Below are 21,162 nucleotides of genomic sequence, written 5' to 3'. Positions count from 1 at the left end.
CTAGCGTGCCACTCGCAATCAGCTTCGTGGAGTCAATCGGGACGAGGCCGACGAATTTCGTCGCCCCTCAACTCAGTCGCATCTCGCACGCACGCATGAGGCTAAATCGCAAACTAGAAAATTCTAGTTTCCCAATGGTGACCACCCCGGCAGACCGAGCTTGACCGGTTTCGGTTTTTCGGGCACACTTCGCCCATCTGTCTGGCAGTCGTGTTGGCTTAGAAACTTTCACGACTTGGCTGGCTGGTTGTTCAATCCAGCAGCGACAACGCCGATTGTGTACCTCTTGACGATAGGAAATGACCCAGCTCGCCGATGCGTGGAAGGTGTGCCAAGCACTGACCTGCAATCGTGCAGATAGCAAAGCCCCATCCGGTCGGGAGTACACACCCGGCTTTCTAAGCGTGTCGGCGAGCTAGGTCGTGCGCACTCCGAACCAGAGTGCAGGGAGAAAATCCCAATGTTGCAAACAGCAACCCAACCACGGCTAAAATCGCCGCCCGTTCCGTTCTTCACCATCGCGATGGCATCGAAGCTCACCGGCTGCCGGCGACTGACAATCGCAAAGTGGGTGGAACGCGGAGTCATCAAATCGCATCAGGTCAAAGGATGGCCGTTCGCAGCGATTCACGTTGACCAACTCGATGACATCAGGGAGCTGAAAGCCAAGTGGCTGAGGGGTCCCCAGGACGATCCAGAACCGTCATCAACGACGCCAAGCGACTTGGTATCGATCGAAGACGCTGCGGAGTTCATCGGCACCAGCTATCAACACTTGGCGACACTCGCCCGCCAACGGTGGATCAAGTTTGTCTATTCCCAGGGCAAGCTATTTGTTCGCCAGTGCGATCTTGAATCCGCGAGGGTGCGATTCTACGCCGAACCACTGCCAAACGATCCGACGCCGGAGCAAATCGCCGAGCGTTGTCGTGAGGTACGGCAAGGAGCGTTGACAAGCGATATCGAAAGTCGACTTGAACAATCGATTCTTGATGCACTGTCACAGGGATCGTTGACGCTTACCAAGATTCACCTGGCCGTTGGTCAGCACAAGCAACTGCGACCGACCCTGAATCGGCTGGTCGAATCGGGGCAAGTCATCAAGTCGACTTGCGGGATTCCTCTTTATGCAATCCCAGGTTCCGACCCGACGCTCGAATCGGCTGACGAGATTCTTTCCCGTCTGAGGCGAAAGGCGTGTGCCAAGGTCAGAAGAAGACGCTGCACCTTGGCGGCGTAGTCATCGTGCAGAACCAACTTTCAAACAATAACCATCCAATCCAAATAGAAACCAAATGGCTAAGACACCAAAACAACTCAAAGCACAAATCGCGTCAACTGAATCCCTCGTCATCACGCTGCGTGAATCACTGGCCGAGATCGAGAGGCAACTTGCCGATCACCAGTACGCGGCGGCTGGTGTTCTCGCAAAGGCAACTTGGCCTGCTGTAGTCTTCGCGGTTCACAGAAGACTGACGGGCAGCACGAAGTCGCAGATGCGGACCACAACGGGACTCATCAACGGCTTGGCGACGGCAAACCGGCTGACACCCATGCTGATCGAGAAAGCCCGCGAAGCTGACATCGCTGCCGTCATGGGCGACGTCAACGCTACCACGGCTCAATCGGTGCTGACTGTCTCCCTTGCGATTCTGGACGCCTCCGAATCCGCCACGGTGCTGAGAAGACCGGCAACGCCAAAGGCGACCACAGCGAAGGACAGAAGACCGATGTTCGCTCGCCTGTCCACTGCGGCGGCTGCGTTGTTCGCGTTCGCACGGTAGACGTCGAGTCGTAACCAAGATGGTTACAACTGAATCCGAACCCTCCTTGGCCGGTAGCTGGCGTTCACTCGCTGGCACCGGCTTGTGGGCGTGGGCGAGGCCAGGATTCTGACATCGAATTTTCGACGCTGGGAACACTGATGTGTCACCCAGGAAAGGCGAAGCCCGCGCAGCAATACAATCCACGAATGAACCACCCAGACCGACACCCAGGACAATCAGCCGACGCTTTCACCGAAGCGATGCGGATCAAGATTGCCACCAACTTGAAGATTGACGTCGACCGCATCCGGTACAACCACCAGCCCGAGACGCCGGGACAGTTCGGCGAGGTTCAACAGCGGTGGGAGATTCTTTATCGCGACGAGTGGCGAGAACTGCCGTGGCACTTCGAAGGGCCGGAGTATGTCGACCGGCAACTGGTCAAAAGATGGTATGGGGAGGCTTAGAAAAGTCTGATAAACTGATGCGGGGGGATAGGGTAGCTCCCGAACGCCGTTTCCTGACGGCTTCCCCTTCATTTATTGCATCAGGAGTCACGACCCGCTAACAGGAAAGCGAGGTTCTGCGATGGCTGGCAAGATCGTAGCGGTCGGCTACGTCCGAATGTCGACGGATCGGCAAGAGAAGTCACCCGAACAGCAACGCATCGAAGTCGAAGCGTATGCCGAGAAACACGGCTACCGAATCATCGATTGGTACGAAGACTTGGCCGTCAGTGGCGACCGCACCGACAAGCGTTTGCAATTCCAGCGGATGATTGAAGACGGATCGGTCAAAAAGTTCGACGCGATACTTTGCTGGAACCAAGACCGGTTTGGGCGATTCGATGCGATCGAGGCGGGGCGATGGATTTACCCGTTACGTGAGGCAGGCGTCCACCTAGCGACCGTCACCGATGGGTTGATCGATTGGACGTCGATGGCGGGCCGGATCACGTACAGCGTCACACAGGAGGGCAAGCACCAGTATCTATCAGACCTGTCGAAGAACGTTTCCCGCTCGATGGACCAAATGGCCAAGGCGGGCAAATGGATTGCTGGTGTCCCGCCCTTTGGCTACGTGGTCGGCGATGACCAACGGCTACAACTTGGTGATGAGGCGGACGTCGAATTGGTCCGCGAAATCTTCCGGCGATACGACGAGGGCGAATCAACGCGATCGCTGTCGCTATGGTTGAGTGAGCAAGGCATCCAAAGCCCAAAAGGCAAGACCTGGACTGCCACGGGCATCGGGCTACTACTGAAAAATGAGCGATACCTTGGATACCTGATCTACAACCAGCGGACATCAAGCAAGTTCAAAGACGGGGTAGTGAATCCGAAAGGCCAATTGATAAGGCTCCCCCGCGACAAGTGGACGATCGTTGAAGATACGCACCCGGCAATCATCGACCGTGAGACGTTCGACCGAGTGCAGGAACGGTTTAAGAGCAACAAGCGGAAGACACACGCCGACCCCGATAGCATCACCGCTCTGTCGGGATTGCTTCAGTGCGGCCAGTGTGGTTCCCGAATGATATGTGATCGATCAAACGGGGTTCCGAAATACACATGCAAGAACTATTGGCAGCGACCGGGATCGTGCAAGCGATACACCGTCCGCGAATCCGAGGTGCTGAAGCTCATCATCAGCAAACTGCGGTCGGAATACTTCGACAAGGTTCTGACGCCGACGAACATCAACCGACTGAAAAAGCGGATGCGGGAACTGCTGGGAAGCAAGCGTCAGAAGTCAAACATCAAGATTGCCAAGAACCAAGCCGAGAAGATCGCCAGCCAAATCGAGCAAGCGCGGAGGCGGCTGGTTGAAGTTGAACCAGACATGATCCGGCACGTCGAAGCTCGCATTCGTGAGCTAGAAGACCAGAGGGATGCTCTGAGGCCGATACTGGATCAAGCGACCGAAACACCAGAGAAGACCATCGACGACATCGAGAAGCGAATCCAGACCGCCCTGAACTGGCTGAGCGACTTAGAAGCGATCGCTGATACTGATTATGACTCCGCAATTCTCAACCGCACGATGAAGGCCTTCGTCGACAAGGTGGAGCTGGATATCGAGCGGGTGCAGTGGGGGCCGACCGGAAAACGCTTCCGATGCAATGTGACCGGAGGCAGGATTTACCTAAGGACCAGCGATTTCGCTGTGTTTCTGGGAGATAACAACTCCGGTCCCTTGCAAACAATGCCGGTCCTCTGATGGATCGTATCGACATTCAAATCGAAGTTCCCGCTGTTCCTTTCGAAGAACTTTCCGGCTCTGGCAATGCATGCTGTGGAACTACGAGCGAGCAGATGCGAGAGATGGTCGAACGGGCACGTAAACGACAAGCCGAACGCTTTGGCGGTGGTCCCGTTCGCTACAACGCGCAGATGACTAGTCGCCAAGTTCGGGAGCATTGTGTGTTGAATTCGACCTGCCAGGACATGCTGCGTCATAGCGTCGAAGAGATGGGACTTTCGGCGAGAGCACATGACAAGATCCTCCGAGTGTGTCGCACCATCGCTGATGTCGCTGGTGATGAATCAATCAACGAACTGCACCTTGCCGAAGCGATCAACTATCGCAATCTCGATCGTGACCTTTGGGTCTAACTCATCTCTCTCGTGTAGTGGATGAGGCGACGAATCCTTGCTCGCTCTCCCACCACTCAGCAACAGCACGCCCAAGCACCATCAACATGCCGTCGCCCAGTCATTCGCCCAGTCACTCGCCCAGCCAGTCGCTCAGCCACTTCCGCCTCAAGCGATACACCCGCCAACTGTGCCTGACGGCAAGCTTGATGGTCATGGCTGGGATGTGTCTGGTTCCAAAGCCATCGACCGATCAAATCACCACGGATCGTTCCCAGACCCGGCAGAACGCTTCGTCGTCAAATGGCTACGGCACCAAACCGATCGAGGAATTAAAGGTCGGCGATCGTGTCCTCGCCAACAATCCCGAGCTTACCTCGTTCGAGCGTTCAACTTGGCAGGAACCCGACTGGAGCGATTGGATTCAGCTCTCGCTCGTGATGCCAAAACCTGACGGATCAGAGCTAAACATCGAACTGCTGCGTCCCGAAGCGTGGGTGCTGGAGCAGCTGAGTTGTTCGCTGGAAACTCCTGCGGATGCGAATGTCCTAAAGCCTGAGTCGCTTGGCCAAGGAGACTGCGGTCTTTTACTGCAGCAGCATTCCGCAGATCAGCAGCGGAGCTCATTACTACCGCTACGGCCGATCTTTCAAGAGTTGGCAGTCATCGATCTGCTTGCACGAGCCACCGATCTTTCGCCGGTTCTGCAAGTGGAGATGGACCTGCCAGAGCTTTCGATTAGCGGCCCAGCATCGGTTCTGGATATCCAGCCAGTTGGAAACATTCAATCGGGCGCTGGTCGAGTGGTGACGGCGACGTTCCATCACAGCAGCGGCGAAGTGATGGACTTGGTGATTGGAGATGGCGAAGGTCAAGAAACGATCGGCACGACATCGAACCATCCGTTCTGGTCTGCCGACCGCGAGGCATACATCAACGCTGGCGAGTTGAATTTAGGCGAGCAAGTCCGAACGTATTCGGGTGACACGAAACGCATCGTCAACAAGCTCGCGCGCCCCGGCCCCGAACCGGTCTACAACCTAGAAGTCCACGCCGAGCACGTCTACTACGTCGGCCAATCCGGGACGCTGGTTCACAACACGTATCCCAATGAACGTGGCGTATCTAGCAACGATCCGTGGACGAAGTCCGGAGCATCTGCAGAACGCCTTGCTGAACTCCGAGGGAGATTTGGTGATAGGTTCAGAAACCAACTTGATGCAGAGGCTCCGTCCAATCGTCAAGTTGCTTTGGCAACTGTGAAATCTGTCCGAAGGCAGGTCGAACGCATCATGAAAGCTGAACCAGCAATGCAACAACTCCTCAAGGATGGCAACTTCATGCTGTATGGTTTCATTTTTGATGCCAGAGTGAAATCTCGACTCGGGCTCACTAGTGGAAAAACGAGTCGAGTTCTCGGCTTGAGAGGAACAACTGCCGTTGTAAGGCCTGGTGGAACCTATGGAAAGCGAGGAGAATACCGGATGCCTGACTTCCAATTTGACGGTGTTGACGGAGTCGAATACTGGGACTTAAAACCGGCCAGCTTTACATGGAACCAACAGTTTCAGGATATTCTTGACTGGACGGGCATTCGTCCAATGCAGCTGGGCTACAATCGATGAAAAAACAGAACTCGGCAGCAGATCCGAAAATCGCATACGGTATTGTGCTGTACTACTTCGATGATCCTGGGGAAATTCAGCGCGATCTGCTAGAGGTTATCGAGCGCTATTTCCAGGTGTATTCATCTCCGTTTACAAGGGTGAGCAAAACTGGAGATCGATTCAGCAAATGGAAAGCGACAGATAGTGATTTTGACAGTCTCGCAAATCAAATTCGCGACCACGATTTTACGCGATCATTGTTTCTATCGTTGACCAACTCCTCTACCAAAGATACGGCTGATCAACGCTTCTTGTTCTGGGGCCGTCGAATTGACACAGCATTCAAGTCCAAGACACCTAACTATCTGTATTTTGAGCTGCCAGCACAAACAGATGTCGATGTGTATTGGCAGCTTTTCCAGCGTTCGTTTGAATGTCATCCATTTCATTTAGGATTTGGAAACTTCGTTGCTGTGGCAGATGAAGAATTCATGCCAAGGTCGGGAGCATCAGCTGCAAAACAAGTGCGGAATTCAGAATTTTTCTTGCTTGACTTTGATGCTTCGTTCCGCAATGTCTCATTCCTGTCCATTTTAGAAAACCGAAACAAATTGTTCCTCGCACACCCGAGTCAATTCATTGGTGTTGGAACCGAATTGAGTTCCATAATTGACGAAGCACTTTTGCATTCACCATCTATGACTGCTGATTTTGAGTTGGTCCAGCAAAATGGCTGCTGTCTGTTCAAGGCGAATGGTATGGCTGGACTACGGGAGATCTCCGATCGCTTTGCTCCATATTATGGCGACGTATCCAAGCCTTTGATGTTCTGGAAACCTGAAGAATGGAGCGAATGGATAGTCCGTGTCCGAGGAGCGACACCAGGACGAATTTTCATCCCTAGATGACGCTTGATTTGCAGGTTTTCTCGGATGGTTGAACGCAATCTGTATGTGCTGATTGCTGATCTGCTTAGAGAAAATGGATCGCCGCATTCATCTTTGAGTTTATGCCGAGGAGAGGGCGAAAAGCAAGGTACTAATGCAACTACATTTTAATAAAGACAAGGAAGGGCAACTTCACCTAACGCAAGAGAAGTTTTTAGGTGCTGAGTTCTCTGATTTGACATTGTCTCCGATGACCGGGAGACAGTTGCTGATTGAAAAAGTGACCTTTGAAGATTGCCGGGTTAGCCCTGGTACCTGTGTCATCACAAGTGGCGTTTCGATGAGCGAAGTCCGATTCTCCAATTTGGACTGTGGTGATGCATTGACGATAAGTTCAGAAGTTAGGCTCGATCGAGTGGTGGTCGAAGGAACATTTCCTCCTGCATTAGTGGTGCAGCCAGAGGAGCGTGGTTTGCATCAATCTAACGCGTCAGCTGCGAAGGACTTTCAGTTAGATGTTTCTGGATTTATGGGAGATGTCTGCATCCTCGGACTCCCGGCGGATCGCATCCAGACAGACGCGGATCGCCATGCAAAGGTTAGATTGTCATGGAACGAACAGCTGGACTGGAAAGCTCTTGGTATCGGGCCGTTCAGCTTCTGGAGAATCTTTTTGAAAAAGCTAGCGGTTTTTGAAGCTGCCGAAGGTGTGTTTAGCCTTCCCGTGAGAACCGACAAGCACTACTCAGAGATAGTTGAAGAGAGGCGAAGAATGGAAGCTGCTGGTATCTGTTTTGATTGACCTGTTCTACTTGCTTTCCATTCAATTGACGCTCAGGCACTATCACTTTGTGAGCCGTCACCCTGGCCGCTCCCACGACCGCGAAGATGGGTTTCCCGTGCAGATCAAGCCCTGCCGGAAAAGGAATTGGAGACGGCGCGATGGTATGCCAGCTGCGTTGAGATTGCATGGAAGAGTGGATCGCACGACGGCTCGGCTGAAGGTTGAGTCAAAGATACGTCCTAGAGGTCACCTTCACATGCGAGAATCCTCAAAGCAAAGTCAAAGAGGCCTGACCCCTTTTCCCATCCGCACGGCGAACAATTGAAAACAGAGAGTTCGAAATACTAAGCGACCAGAGCAGCTCGGGCCGATCAATCGCGATTCACAAATTTCGCGCTGAACGGTTTTGGGCCTGACCCCTTTGCCTTGTTCCGCACGACGGCTGAATCTTGAGTCAACGACACGTCCCAGGGGCCGCCTTCACATGCGAAAAACTCTAAGTAGAAACAAGGAATCCGACCCCGGCTTTCGTCACGATGACGGTCGATGCCACAAGCTGCTGGCTGCCATGCGGAACGAACTGAAAACCGGTCGTGTGTGGGCAATCAAAGAGAACTTTCGGCACTTCTGGATGTCCGTGTTGGCCTTCTGGGCGGAAGGCTTTTTCGGCCGTTGGTACGGGTGGGCCATTCGAAGCCGCTTGGAACCAATCAAGAATGTAACACGCATGCCGCAGCAGCATCTCGATGGAATGCTGACCTACTTTCGGAACCGAATTACCGAAGGATTCAATAGTCGCACCCAGGTGGTTTTAGGAACTTCGCCAACTACCGACTGGGACTACTGTTCTACTGTGGGAAGCTCAAAATCGCGCCCGGTTGTTGCCGATAAATTTCCGAAAGAAGCTATTTTTGTTTGCGACGACAACCAAGGCCAACCATGCCCAACGCACCAATTCCAACGAAGGCAAGAGAGCTTGGTTCGGGAACGACACTGCTGTTATATGGGGTGTTAGTAACGATGATCGTTACATTCGAATTGTTCGTGTACGTGCCTACATTCCAGTTCCAATCAAAACCGTTGGGATGCATGGGGATTGAAGCGAGAACCTCGCCGGTTGAGAGCGGTCCGTTAAATATGACGGCAAAGTCGTCGTCAACACCGCTGCCGTCGTCGTCCAGATAGAAGCCGTCAAAGAGCGTCGGTCCTGACAATACCTGGAAGCCAGCGAAACCGTCTCGAAGAATGATTTCGTTGCTGTTGGACGTTTTGAAGTTGCCGACCTGCAAGTTACCATAGAAAATTGCTTGCCCCGCTCCGCCACTCAAAAAAATGCCGTCATCGTCAGTGACTAGGCTAGTACCAAATATATTTTCGTTCTGGTACGGGGATGAGATTGTAGCTGAAAAGAAAATTGTGTCTCCGACCGCGTTTGGCTGGATCGTTAGCATCATTCCGGCCTGAACCTGCCCGGCGAAGGCGGACAGTACCGCCCCGCAAGCCACCACCAGTTGAATCGCTCGCATCATCTTCTTGCTCCAGTTACGTGTATTGAGACGGCTTTTCCCGCTCCCAACCAATCCTCCGGGACGCTTAAGTCAGTACAAAAGCATATCAAACGAGCGGAACGGGTGATATGAGCAATGGGAAACTTCAATAATTTTCCTGCATGTACAATAGGTGACTGGCATGAATGGTACTTAAACCAACTAAGTCCAATGCCTCTCCGGGTTTGTAGCTTCGGCGCGGTTTCAGCACCAACTAGGTCAAAGCACGGTCATGGACGAACTTAGGTTTGCTCGTGTTTGTGCATAGCGCGCGAATAGGTAGCGGCACTACCTTACGTAAACTTTTTTTGCGACTCTGAGTCCAATGACTTGTCGGCTGCGGAGGCACGTCTCCGTCACCACCTCATGGTGAGGTGGCCTGGGGTTTGCGGGCCACGCGTCCTCTTATTTTAGCGGGGGATGGTTGTCTCGAATTGGAGACTGATGAGTGTCGGAAACAATTCTGCTTTATGATGGAAAGATGGTTGCTTTCGATCGCGATGTAATTTCGGAAGCTCTTGTGCGATGAACGGAGTTGGCGAACTACACACCTCGCCATCGGTGATCGCAGCTATTGAGGCAACACACAACACAGAGTCAGGGACCTGTAAAGTGAAGCTCATTTCATCAAAGAAAATGATCGCTTGTTCGGGATCCATCGATGCAATCGCTCATACAATTCATGCCTCAAGCAACGAGCTTCACGTTGCTTTGCACATCATCGACGAAGGATATAGCTTCGATATTGCAGTTGATAAAGCTCACTCAGTTGAGCAGTTGGTTGCTGAACTGAGTACTGCAATGGGGCAATAGAGATTGGGCGTGATCGCTGTCTGGCTGGCGCTTTGGCGACAACGCAGGAGCGTGGATGCGGTTCAATTGAGATTCTGTGGTTGTGAATGTGTTTCTGTTCACGCCGAGGGGATCGGTGACTACAATTCGGGCTGTTTCGATTTTGTTTGGAGGTGGACGAATGCATCGACGCGGATTGGCTGAGCTGGTTGGACTTTTCCTACTCTTTTCTTGCATCAGCAACGACGTTTCTGGCGCACTGACAACCGGTAATCTGATCGTTTCGATCAACGAATTCACCGGATCAAACACGGCGCCCTCTTACGTCGCCGAGTACACCACCGCGGGAACTCGCGTTCAGACGTTTCAGGATGTGCCCGACCCGGCTTCCGGGAGCTCCACCGATCATGCACGCGATTTGGTGTATTTGAACGGAGCTGTCTACGTTCACAATTCCAATAATTCTCCATCGGAGTTGCTGCGAATCAGCCCCGCGACGCCAACGGCCAGCTGGGAAGAAACCATCGAATTCGCTGGCTGGGATACTGACGGATTTGTTTCAAGAGGTGGGCTGGAAGCTTTCAACAATTATCTGTTCGCAACCGATTCTCAGCCTGTCGTCAATGGAGGCGGCATTGTCCGTTTCAATTTGCTTAATGGATCGGCTCAGCGTCTGAATTCGGCAACGCCAACGACTGACAACCCGTACGATCTTAACTTGGACGTTCATGGGAACCTCTATACGATCAACAATCGTACTTCGGACCAGATCGACGTTTTCGATTCTGAAAGTGGTGACTACCTACGTTCGATCACGATTTCATTTGATGAATGGCGTTCGATCGATGTCGCGTCAGATGGGTCGATTTTTGTCGGTAACACGTCGGGAGAGCTGGTTCGGTTTTCAAGTGACGGATCAACGATGCTCGATTCGATCCAGTTGCAAACCAGTGGATATGTCGGAGACATCGACATCAACGATCAAACGGGAGAAATCGCTGCTACCTTCGGTCAGCTAAAGGACAGCGTCTTTCTGACCGATCAGCAGCTCGATTCTTTTACGTCCTTTCGGGTCACCGACAGCAATCTCGGAAGTAGAAACCTGTTCGTGAGCTGGGTCGGTGTGACGGCGATCCCAGAACCCAGTTCAGGGTTACTGTGCGCGGGACTGTCGTTGGCAGTCTTTCTTCGCAGGCGCCGGTAACGCCCTGAAGCCAGCCTCGATCGCCGACTGGATGAGGCAAATACAGTTGGCTTTGCTCACTTGTCATTCGAAGTGAGCTTTCCATCTGGCGTGCGGCTATCGCTCGATGGCTGCTTTTTCGCTTGCCTGTAAGACCAAACGTTTGGCGTGGTATCTATCTGCCGACAGGTCGGGCCGCGAAATCTTCGAGACGCTAGACGGCTCTCTACGCTTCGTAAGCCCACGGTCCACAGCCATCTTCGGCCGTTTGACTCCACATCAGTCCAGTGAGATCTTCATGAGCTCCAATCACGAAACAACATCCAATCCACAGCTGCTTGCCCCATTGCGAATTGGATCGCTCGAGTTGAAAAACCGTGTCGCGATGGCGCCGCTGACACGGGCGCGGGCGGGTGAAAGTCGCGTTCCCAATGAACTGATGGCGGAGTATTACGCTCAGCGTTCGTCGGCGGGGCTAATCATTAGTGAAGCGACAACGATCTCTGAACAAGGCATCGGGTGGCCAGAAACGCCTGGCATTTATACCGACGAGATGCAGGCAGGTTGGAGAATGATCGTCGACACAGTTCACGAAAAAAGTGGGAAGATCTTTCTACAGCTTTGGCATACCGGCCGCGCCTCGCACAGTGATTTTCATCACGGTGAGCTGCCGGTAGCACCATCGGCGATCGCGATCGAAGGCGACGGGGTGCATACGCCAAGCGGCAAAAAGCAGTATGAAACGCCACGTGCGCTAGAAACCGACGAGATCCCTGGGATCGTCGAGGACTATCGAAATGCCGCTGCTCGTGCGAAAGAAGCTGGTTTTGATGGCGTCGAAATTCACTCGGCAAACGGCTATCTACTTGATCAATTTTTGCAATCCAAATCCAACCATCGAACGGATCGCTACGGAGGAAGCGTCGAAAACCGTTATCGCTTCTTGGGTGAAGTTGTCGATGCGGTCACGTCGGTTTGGGGTGCGGATCGGGTTGGCGTTCGACTGGCGCCCAACGGTAGTTTTAACAGTATGGGATCCCCGGACTACAACGAGCAGTTTACATACACCGCACAGCAGCTGGACCGTTACGGTCTAGCCTACCTGCACGTGATGGACGGCAAAGGTTTTGGTTTCCATAACCTAGGTCCCGCGATGACTCTGAAAGATTTTCGCAAAGTCTTCTCTGGACGGTTGATGGGAAACGTTGGCTACACAAAAGAAAGCGGGGATCAGGCGATCGCCAGCGGCGATGCCGACTTGATCGCTTTTGGTCGACCCTACATCAGCAACCCAGACTTGGTGGAGCGATTTGAAAACGATTGGCCAATTGCCAAGTCAGCAGACATGTCCGTTTGGTACTCACCAGGGCCGCATGGCTATACGGACTTTCCAGCCTATCAAGAGACGGCTGAAAAGGCAGCGAGCTGATCTTGTTTCAACGGCCGATACCATGGAGGCGTTCTTCTGCAAGTGTTTTGAGATGGTTCCCGAAAGCACTCGTGGAAGAACGATCCATGTTGTTGGACGCTACGCCCCAGACCTTATCGAAATGGACCCTATTGGTATGGCGATTGCGTGATGTGATTGGCAAGTTGCTTTTGGCGTTCAATCGACGCCGTGTTTATTGCAGGAGCGAATCATGTCCACCAAAACCGTTGCATCAACCGAGTCCAGTGCTGTTGAGTCGACCGATGTGGCTCAAATTCCGACGACGCAAAAGCCGCTGCATGTCGTTCCTGAAATGATGCGGGCCATGGTTTTTGCCGACTACGGCGAGCCATCGGTGCTACATGAAAAGCAGGTCAAAACGCCAACTCGCCGACCAGGACAGGTTTTGATTCAGGTTGTCGCATCGAGCGTCAATCCGATCGACTATCGACTACGTCGCGGCGAGATGAAAGGTTTGTTGCCGGGGGGCTTTCCAAGAATCCCCGGGTACGACGTTGCCGGGTTCATTGCCGATGTGGCTGATGATGCTCCACTTTCGGTTGGACAGCCCGTGATAGCGTTTCTGGATTCTCTTTATGGAGGAGCCTCGGCGGAGTACGCGGTCTGTGCGATCGATTCGGTTGCGGTCCTTCCCGAGCCAATTCCGGTCCTGGAAGCAGCGGCGATGCCGTTGGCCGGTACAACAGCACTGCAATCACTGCGAGACCATGGAAAGATCATGGCTGGTGATCGCGTCTTGATTAACGGTGCCAGTGGTGGTGTGGGGATATTCGCGATTCAGATCGCGAAAGCATTCGATTGCCATGTGACGGCCGTAGCAAGCGGCAAGAACCGCGAGACCTGCATGAGTCTAGGGGCAGACGAATTTATCGATTACGAGCAATCGGACTTCACCGAGTTGAATCGAACCTGGGATCTGATTTTCGATGCCGCCGGCAAGGCGAGCTATCTTGATGCGCGCCGTGTGATGTCGGATGAGTGCAGGTTTGTTTCGACCGAGCCGGACGTCAAAGGCATGGTCCTGACTGCGGTCACAGCACCTTTATCGAAGAAGGCAAAGGTGATGCTTGCGAAGCCCAACACTGCTGATTTAATGAAACTGGTCGGGTTGTACCGTGAAGGTAAGCTTCGCGTCGAATTGGATTCTGTGTTTCCGCTTGAAGATTTAGCAGACGCACATCGTCGCGTCGAATCCGGTGTCGATCATGGCAAAGTCGTCATTGAAGTCGACTGATAAGATTGCTGTGAAGCGAGGCCGCTTATCTGTGTCAACGCTTGCCGAAGCAAGTCGTTGACACAGTGATGGGTAAAAGCTTTGAACTTGCAATGTCCTAGCGAATTGGACTGAGTCAGCAGGGCCTATTCTGCCGCAGCAACCGATTCTTCATCGGGCGTATCACCCAACTTCAGTTTCAAGCAGGCGGCGATCGCTTGCCGGCTGTAGTCGATCGATTCACCCAATATTCGAGCGGCTTCCTGGCTGGCATGAAAGCCTTTACTGTTTTCGCTGGCGATATAATCCAGTCGCCACATCGCTTTACGTTGCAATTTCCGAATCGGAGCAAGTTGTTCCTCACTCGCACCAGCTTCCTGAACCGCGATGATGTTATCAAGCATTTCAGTCATCGCTGAAGCCGCTCGCTCGATCAACGCTTTCGTGCGGTCCTGGATTAGATCGACACGAGCCTTGATCTCATCTTCAGGGATTTTATGGCAGGTCTGGCATGCTTTGTTGATATTCATCATCGGGCTGCGAACCCAGTGGCTGCTTACTTTCGTAGCGCCGACCTTTTCGTAGGGCATGTGGCAATCGCTACAGCTGACACCACTTCTTGCGTGGATGCCCTGGCTCCAAAGTTCGAATTCGGGGTGTTGAGCTTTATAGACTTTGGTCCCGGTTTCTTTGTGCACGTAGTCGAAGAACTCTCCACCATCGGGAAACGTTGTTGAGTCCCACTCGGCTTCAAGATCTTCCATCTTTAAGCCGTTGCTCCAGGGAAACGTTAGCGTCATTTTGTTCGCACAGTAGTATTCAACATGGCACTGTGCGCAGACGAAGGTCCGCATTTCCTGTCGGGTTGCCATCGTGTTTGGATCGTAGTCACCTTTGCTACCTTTGTCTCGCCATTGTTGAACGCTGGGTAGGTGCGGGACTGGGTCATCGCTTTTGGCAAGTTTATCGACCCCGAGAATGAATCCGGGACGCGTGACACGGATCTTCATGTTGTCCGGGTCGTGGCAGTCGACACAGGAAACGGGATGGGCGCCTCCCATGTGTGGATCCCCACTTGCTGCGTCCATGCCGTCTGCTGTCTTCTCAAGTTCCGCATGAACTTCTTCATACTTCTTCTGGCTGACTTCTTTGAAGCCTGCGATGACGGCTTCTTGGTCAAAGCTGCTTGCCAAGCTCGCGACGCTCGCGTCTTTGCCAAGCTTCTCCAGACCGATCCGGCGATAGGTGGGGATGATGGATGCGTGGCAGTGCAGACAAGCGCCGGACTGTTGAACGTCAGTGACGCGTTTGGTGACTTCTTGGTCCGACAGCATGTGGGCATGGCCGCGAGCTTCGCGATAGTCTTTGCTGAATGCGTATCCCGCAAACAAGCGTTTCAACCATGGGTTTTCATCAAGCTTGCTTGGCGGCAACGTATGGTTGCCACCAAAGTCCGTGTAGGGATCGTTGACCGTTTTTAAGTAGTCTTCGTACTGTTGTGGAAAGTTCAAACCCCACGGCTCTGGGTCTGAACTAACTTCGCTGACCTCGACCACTTTCGTAAACGGTTCGCGAGCTTCTTGTTTTCGTTCGAAGATATTGACGAGCAGTGCGATCACTGCAAAAGTCGCTGCCCCGGTGATCAAAGTTAGCAACAGGAGCCAACTGAATCCGCTTTTTTTATCGGATGACATGGTGTCACTATGGAGTGGATAGAAAATGGATTGCGAAAGTGTCGTTTAACGTCCCGCGTGCCCGACGTCGGCATGGCAATGAACGCACGACTGCATGTCTTCACCAGAAGTTGCCGGAAGAAGTGGATGGATGAAGTCTTTGTGGCAGTCAACGCAAGTGCTCTGCGTCACTTTGCGATTGCGTGCTTTGATTTGGATTGGATCTTTAAAGTTGCCAAGCGTGAAAGCAAGTGAATGGAAGAAACCGTTGTCTGCCTTGGTGACCCATTTCATGACGGGGTGATGAGGCAGATGGCAATCGTTGCAAACAGCGACATGATGGTGGCTGCTTTGTTGCCATGAATCCATGTGGTCTTGCATGACATGGCAGTTCACACACGATTCCGGATTGTTGCTTAGATAGCTCGCGCCTTTTCCATAGCCAAAGGTAAACGTTCCGAGTCCTACCAAGAGGCCTAGTGTGATGCAAAAAAGGATCGCGCCTCGTCCGAATCGTGGCTTGCCACTTTCCAAGGTTGACTCGATTGGTGATTGTCGATCCGTCATCACAGTTGCGAATATGTTTGGTGTGATATTCCGGCTACAAGATGATTGTGTTGTTACAAATCATCAGCGAGGTCTATGCAAAGCGAATGCGAGAGAATGATTGGTCGGCCTGTTCAAAAGTCGCCCGCGACTCTAGGCCGAACCAATTCGCCTTCTATAGGCCCGCATCTGTTTGGATTGATGCTCAGTCGGCTTCTCAGTTCGTCGGTCATTGATACGCATCGACAAAACACAATTCAAAAATTGTGTTTCATTTCGATTGATCAGTGACGATCGCTTCTACGAAGCAAGGTTCACATTTAAGAAGCCAAATGTACTGAAGAAGTAACCCATGGCCAATTACGCGTGCCCTTCCGCACAGTTGTGCGGTATTGGATGTTTTAAACAAAACATCAATTGGCATTCTTCTTCACAAGACACTTGGAAACGCAGTGCTATGTCGCTGTGTGCGTATTCGGCCAGTCATGCTTTGCCAGTGTGGACGTCGCTGCTTTTCGTCGAAGTTCGGCAGCATCGGATTCTAAAACTTGATAGATCAAGATTTCTATGGCGACTAAGAATCTCGCTTTGACTATTTGCACAAAGAGTTTTATCGATCAACTAGTCTTGATTGATAGATTGGTAAAGCAGCCAGCGATTTCGATTCTGTACCGCTTCGTCTTGGATCGCTTGCATCCCATCGCCATCGACTTCGCGACTGGATTCCTGACGTGTCACTAAAGCTTTTCGAGTCGCAGGACTGACGATCGCTTGAGGCGCATGAGTGACACAGTATTCAACGACAACGAGAAAGCGTTCAAAGCGGCTGAGGTTCGTGCCGTCGCCCATGATTTTGCTGTATGCCAGTTGATGGCAGGGAAGACGAAGGTAATGCGCCCCGCCTTCTTTGTCGGTGCAGATAAGGTCAAGTACGTCGATCAGCTTGCTGCGTTTCTGGTACTTTGGATTTGTATCGCGAGATATCGCCAGCCCGGATGTCGATGTGCTGGTCATGCGCGGGTTTTCCGAGACGGGTCGTTTGGTGACTTCGGCAATTTGATTCAGACTGATCACCAAGACGTTTTCCCATGGAACGGAGTTGGTGTCACCATGGATGCCGATCGGGATTCGAAGCTCCGCGCTGTCTAATTCGAACCAACGGATCTGTCTTGGCTCACCAAGCATGGGAAGGTCATCCGATTCGACAATGTCGACCGCATAGCCTTGGTCGGATAGAGCTTGCTGAACCGATTCGGCTCGCGAACGATCAAAGTGCTCCCACACGATGCCTTGGTGCCTTCGCATCGCAAGCATCGCGTCCGGGTGCGTCATCGCTCCTTGACCGGTCAGGATGGAGGCTAGCGTTTCTGCTGGGATCGTTTCGAAACGGGTCTGGACGACGGCATATTCGGACATCAGGTTGTCTCCCGTAGAGCGACGGAACGATGACTACTTGTGAAGGCAAACTGGAAGGACTTCGCCTACGATCGTTCGCTTGTGCCAAGCGTGTGAATCGTCAGACCTTCCAGGTTTGTCTTTGGTGCCCCGGCTAGCATGCTGACAGCATAACCGACAACGAAACAAGTTGTGATGCCGCAGGCTGTATACAGATAGCCGTTGATGCTTGACGACTGCCAAAGCCATACCATTGTGGCAGCACCGACTAGGGCACCAACGAACGCGCCGGTCGCATTCGCACGGCGAGTAAACGCACCGAGGATGAATAGCCCCCCCAATACCCCCATGAATAATCCGATGACTTTGATAAAGGCGTCGAACAGCGATTTGATTGTTGGGTCAACAAAAGCGAGCCCAAGCAATGTACCGGTCACTCCGATCGCAAGAGTCCATAGCCTGGCCGCTTTCAGGTAGCCGGATTCGGATTTGCAGCAGTTCAGCGGTCTCATGAAGTCCGTGACGATTGTCGTTGCGGTGGAATTCATACTGGTCGAGACGGTCGATTGGGCGGCGGCGAAAACACCAGCAACGATTAGCCCGGCGATCCCGATTGGCATTTCCCGAGCGATAAACATTGGGAACACTTGGTCCGTTGTCACCGTCGGGTCAAGCTTTTCGGGGTGTGCTTTATAGAAGACATAAAGCGCCGTTCCGATCGAGAAGAACAGCAGCGTCGCCGGAATCGTTAACAACGCGTTCGTCCAAATCGAACGGGCCGCAAGCTTCTTGTCTGCCGTTGTCATGTATCGTTGCACGACGGCTTGGTCGGCCGTGTACGACGACACGTTTTGCGCGATTGCACCGATCACAATGACCCACAGCGCGATCTGGGTATCGGTAGCACTCCAGTGGAGATTCGCGATCGAGAACTTGTTTCCTTGATTGCCAATTTCGATGAAACCCGAAAGGTCGGTTCCGGCACCTGAAATCAACAACGCAATCGCCAAGAGGGCTCCACCAAGCAGAACAACCGTTTGCAACGTATCGGTCCAAATTACCGCTTCGACACCTCCCATCGTGCAGTACAGAATGCTGAGCAGCCCCATCAGTAAAACCGATTGAAGCGGGGTCAGTGGTGTGGCAACCGCCAAAGCCAGTCCCGTCAGTGACATCACGACAGCCATGCGGAAAAGGTGAAACAAGGTAAAGCTAGCGCTGCCGAATAGACGGACAGACCGGCTAAAGCGTTTCTCTAGATATTCGTAAGCGCTCGTCGCATCGATTCGTCGGTAAAACGGCATCGCGACATAGACGGCTAAGAACGCAACCAGGGGAATCGTAAAGTTCCCCACGGCATAGACCCAATCCTGTGCGAAAGACTTTGACGGAATCCCAGTGAACGTGAGCGAGCTAAGCATCGTCGCAAAGATGCTGCATCCTGCCGCCCACCATGGGATGTTCTGACCACCGCGAAAGAAATCATTGGTGTTCTTTGTTTTTCGAGCGAAGTAAACACCGATACCAACCATCGCCAGTAAATAGGTCACAAGCACGACATAATTGATCGTGCCGAAGCCTTTGGTTGTGGTCCGACCTTGAACCGACCATACCTTCGGCGACCGAACTCGTGGTCGGACTTCGCCGCTGGGAATGATAATTTGATCATTCCATTGGACCGCAATCGTCGTCACATGATTCGCTGGCAATTCACCAGCACTGGTCCAGGTGTCTGTGATTGTGTGATAGGCAAATGCCTCTTTCGGGAATCCCGGATGCTGATCCTTCAGTTCATCGGACTTGAAAAACAGGGTTCCGTCTGCACCGCCAAGCACAGCGATATGACTCTGCCCGATACCAAGTCCGACACCGGCAACGATCGGGCGCGGTGCGTCACTGCGGCGTTTCCAAGTCGACTTTTTCGGAGCGTATTCCCATACGTCTGAAAGGAACTCGATATCTTTGTCGTCATTGGATGCTTGCCGCCGACCTCCAATGACATACAGACAGTTTTCAAAGCCGTTGTGCTGAGCCACACAGAGATTGAACGCGCGAGCTGAACCGGGGAAGTCAGCTTCGTGTTGCCAAGCCAACGTTCCGCTTCGATCGGAACTGGAAAGGTCAAGTGAAAACACATGGTTCCCAGCCGAACGCAAGGCTGAATCATTTTGTCCCCCGACGACAAAAACCTTTTCGCCAATCAATGCGGCCGAGCCATACGCACAAGGCTTTGGAAGATCGGGATATTCGAGGATGATGGTTTGTTGCGCGTTGACATCCCATTGCAACAAAAACGTCGAAGCAAACGTATCGCTCGCATCATTGCCGCCGATGCATAGAACTCCGTCAGGTGTTGAGACAGTCATCCCATAGGCGATGGGGCGTGGAAGCGGTTGCTGCCGTGACCAAACGAGCTTGCCGTTTTGATGGTGAAGGACATCAATAGTGTCGTGCCAGACTTTTTCGGTTTCCCAGATCGGCTCAGGAAAGTTCGCGCCTCCGGCAACGATCAGAGCATCGTTGTGAACTCCGGCAAATGGGCCCGCGACTCCAAGTTTCGTTGGCAGCTCAGGTAATTCTGACCAAGAAAACATCGATGGTGACTGTGCGAGCGCAGTCGCCGAAGGTGACAGAGCGATTAGCCAAGCGGAGATCAGACAGGCGAAGCCGAGAATGCAAATTCGCGACAAGGACATTTGATGGAGACCATTCGTCATCGATTTGCCTGCTACCTAGACCAGTCATAGAAGCCGATCGCATCGAGATCCGACTTCAGCGATGCGGCTTGTTCGGAAGTCAGGCTTTGCAGTGGAAGTCGACATCCGCCAATTGTGAATCCGGCTTCAGACCCCTGCTCCGTTAGGATCGTCTTCAGTGCCGCATGAAATGGATAGCGACACATCACCCGAACCATCGCAACCGATCGAGATTGCAGTTCTCTCGCCCTTGTCAAATCGCCTTTTTCGACGGCGTCAATGATCTGACGGTACAGCGGCGCTGCGATGTTATAGGTGCTGCCGATGCCCGCCCGAGCTCCTGTCGCCAGTGCACCCAACAGCATTTCGTCGCAGCCCCAGACCACATCGAATCGACCATTGTCGAGTTCTAAACAGGCTTGAAACTCGAATAGCTTGGTATCGGTGTATTTCAGTCCGACCAGTGTTGGAATCACCTTGGAAGCCGTCTTCAGAAACTGCACCATGTCGATCGTTGATCCCGTCAACGATGGAATGTGGTAGTAGTAAAACGGTATCTCGGCGGCTGAAGCGATCTCGCCCATGCAGGCTGCCAATGTCCCCGCATCGGTGACTTTGAAATAGGACGGACAGGTCGCCGAAATCGCATCGGCACCAATCTCGCAGGCATGTTCGACAAGTCGTTTCGCTTCACCGGTGCTGTTGTGGCCCACTTGGATTAGCACCGGAACGCGGCTATCGGTTGCGGTCACATACGCTTCGGCAACTCGCATCCGTTCCTCTGTCGATAGCGAGATTCCTTCGCCGGTACTGCCACAGACATACAAGCCCTGGACGCCAGTTCCGATCAGATGATCAACCAGCGGTTTGATCGGTTCGGTAACGACCTTTCCGGATCCGTCCAATGGTGTGCAGGCGGCAGCGATCAGGCCGCTCAAACGTTTCTGTAACAAGTCGATGTCCTTGGCAGGAGAGATTTTGGTGGGCAATCACTGAGAAGAAGGCGAGCAGGTTCGGCATTGTAGCCGA

At 52.8% G+C, this 21,162-nt stretch carries 19 protein-coding genes; 13 read left to right on the top strand and 6 right to left on the bottom strand.

The annotated features are described in order from the left end of the window. Window positions 1-460 precede the first annotated feature (460 nt). The 9 genes from LOC67_RS09325 (at window position 461) to LOC67_RS27715 (ending at window position 8,653) form a co-directional block, all read left to right on the top strand. Window positions 461-1,240 (top strand): hypothetical protein, encoded by a 780-nt coding sequence (locus LOC67_RS09325; protein WP_230262321.1) that lies wholly within the window; start codon window positions 461-463, stop codon window positions 1,238-1,240. 55 nt (window positions 1,241-1,295) lie between these two features. Beyond that, window positions 1,296-1,784 carry a hypothetical protein gene (locus LOC67_RS09320; RefSeq protein WP_230262320.1) on the top strand — a complete coding sequence of 163 codons (489 nt, stop codon included), beginning with the start codon at window positions 1,296-1,298 and terminating at the stop codon, window positions 1,782-1,784. A 188-nt stretch (window positions 1,785-1,972) separates the two neighbouring features. After that, the gene (locus tag LOC67_RS09315; protein WP_230262319.1) at window positions 1,973-2,233 is read left to right on the top strand and encodes a hypothetical protein; all 261 of its coding nucleotides are present in this window, start codon (window positions 1,973-1,975) and stop codon (window positions 2,231-2,233) included. A gap of 121 nt (window positions 2,234-2,354) precedes the next feature. Beyond that, complete coding sequence (locus tag LOC67_RS09310) at window positions 2,355-3,986, top strand: recombinase family protein (RefSeq protein ID WP_230262318.1); 1,632 nt, start codon at window positions 2,355-2,357, stop codon at window positions 3,984-3,986. Further along, entirely contained in the window at window positions 3,986-4,381 is a 396-nt protein-coding gene (locus tag LOC67_RS09305; protein ID WP_230262317.1) for a hypothetical protein, read from the top strand. The genes LOC67_RS09310 and LOC67_RS09305 overlap by 1 nt, the downstream gene beginning before the upstream one ends. 86 nt (window positions 4,382-4,467) lie before the next feature. Further along, window positions 4,468-5,985, top strand: coding sequence for a polymorphic toxin-type HINT domain-containing protein (locus LOC67_RS09300; protein WP_230262316.1), 1,518 nt, complete (start codon window positions 4,468-4,470; stop codon window positions 5,983-5,985). Next, window positions 5,982-6,875 carry a hypothetical protein gene (locus LOC67_RS09295; protein WP_230262315.1) on the top strand — a complete coding sequence of 298 codons (894 nt, stop codon included), beginning with the start codon at window positions 5,982-5,984 and terminating at the stop codon, window positions 6,873-6,875. Before LOC67_RS09300 ends, LOC67_RS09295 begins: the two co-directional genes overlap by 4 nt. Window positions 6,876-7,008: 133 nt before the next feature. Beyond that, window positions 7,009-7,656 carry a hypothetical protein gene (locus tag LOC67_RS09290; RefSeq protein ID WP_230262314.1) on the top strand — a complete coding sequence of 216 codons (648 nt, stop codon included), beginning with the start codon at window positions 7,009-7,011 and terminating at the stop codon, window positions 7,654-7,656. 466 nt (window positions 7,657-8,122) lie between these two features. Then, entirely contained in the window at window positions 8,123-8,653 is a 531-nt protein-coding gene (locus LOC67_RS27715) for a transposase (RefSeq protein WP_410001125.1), read from the top strand. Here the strand turns inward: LOC67_RS27715 and LOC67_RS09285 are convergent. After that, on the bottom strand, window positions 8,544-9,167 hold the full coding sequence (locus LOC67_RS09285) for a PEP-CTERM sorting domain-containing protein (RefSeq protein WP_230262313.1): 624 nt from the start codon (window positions 9,165-9,167) through the stop codon (window positions 8,544-8,546). The genes LOC67_RS27715 and LOC67_RS09285 overlap by 110 nt on opposite strands. A gap of 543 nt (window positions 9,168-9,710) precedes the next feature. On the opposite strand from LOC67_RS09285, the gene LOC67_RS09280 reads away from it, so the two are divergent. From LOC67_RS09280 to LOC67_RS09265, 4 genes are all read left to right on the top strand, one after another. Further along, entirely contained in the window at window positions 9,711-9,998 is a 288-nt protein-coding gene (locus LOC67_RS09280) for a hypothetical protein (RefSeq protein ID WP_230262312.1), read from the top strand. 160 nt (window positions 9,999-10,158) lie between these two features. Then, window positions 10,159-11,181, top strand: coding sequence for a PEP-CTERM sorting domain-containing protein (locus tag LOC67_RS09275; RefSeq protein ID WP_230262311.1), 1,023 nt, complete (start codon window positions 10,159-10,161; stop codon window positions 11,179-11,181). Window positions 11,182-11,458: 277 nt separating this feature from the next. After that, window positions 11,459-12,589, top strand: coding sequence for an alkene reductase (locus LOC67_RS09270; RefSeq protein WP_230262310.1), 1,131 nt, complete (start codon window positions 11,459-11,461; stop codon window positions 12,587-12,589). 211 nt (window positions 12,590-12,800) lie between these two features. Continuing rightward, window positions 12,801-13,844 (top strand): NAD(P)-dependent alcohol dehydrogenase, encoded by a 1,044-nt coding sequence (locus LOC67_RS09265; protein ID WP_230262309.1) that lies wholly within the window; start codon window positions 12,801-12,803, stop codon window positions 13,842-13,844. Window positions 13,845-13,969: 125 nt separating this feature from the next. On the opposite strand, the gene LOC67_RS09260 is transcribed toward LOC67_RS09265, so the two are convergent. The 5 genes from LOC67_RS09260 to LOC67_RS09240 form a co-directional block, all read right to left on the bottom strand. Beyond that, the gene (locus LOC67_RS09260) at window positions 13,970-15,517 is read right to left on the bottom strand and encodes an ammonia-forming cytochrome c nitrite reductase subunit c552 (protein ID WP_230262308.1); all 1,548 of its coding nucleotides are present in this window, start codon (window positions 15,515-15,517) and stop codon (window positions 13,970-13,972) included. 45 nt (window positions 15,518-15,562) lie between these two features. Then, window positions 15,563-16,063, bottom strand: a complete 501-nt coding sequence (gene nrfH / locus LOC67_RS09255; RefSeq protein ID WP_230262307.1) for a cytochrome c nitrite reductase small subunit — start codon at window positions 16,061-16,063, stop codon at window positions 15,563-15,565. A gap of 600 nt (window positions 16,064-16,663) precedes the next feature. Next, window positions 16,664-17,458: a hypothetical protein gene (locus LOC67_RS09250; protein WP_230262306.1), complete on the bottom strand. Its 795-nt coding sequence runs from the start codon at window positions 17,456-17,458 to the stop codon at window positions 16,664-16,666. A gap of 65 nt (window positions 17,459-17,523) precedes the next feature. Then, window positions 17,524-20,133 carry a sodium:solute symporter family transporter gene (locus LOC67_RS09245; protein WP_410001124.1) on the bottom strand — a complete coding sequence of 870 codons (2,610 nt, stop codon included), beginning with the start codon at window positions 20,131-20,133 and terminating at the stop codon, window positions 17,524-17,526. Window positions 20,134-20,165: 32 nt separating this feature from the next. Beyond that, complete coding sequence (locus tag LOC67_RS09240; RefSeq protein WP_230262305.1) at window positions 20,166-21,086, bottom strand: dihydrodipicolinate synthase family protein; 921 nt, start codon at window positions 21,084-21,086, stop codon at window positions 20,166-20,168. Between the last annotated feature and the right edge of the window lie 76 nt (window positions 21,087-21,162).

The organism is Stieleria sp. JC731, assembly GCF_020966635.1.
GTDB lineage: Bacteria > Planctomycetota > Planctomycetia > Pirellulales > Pirellulaceae > Stieleria.
The sequence above is the reverse complement of the archived record's forward strand: the minus strand, read 5'-3'. Positions and strand labels throughout refer to the sequence as shown.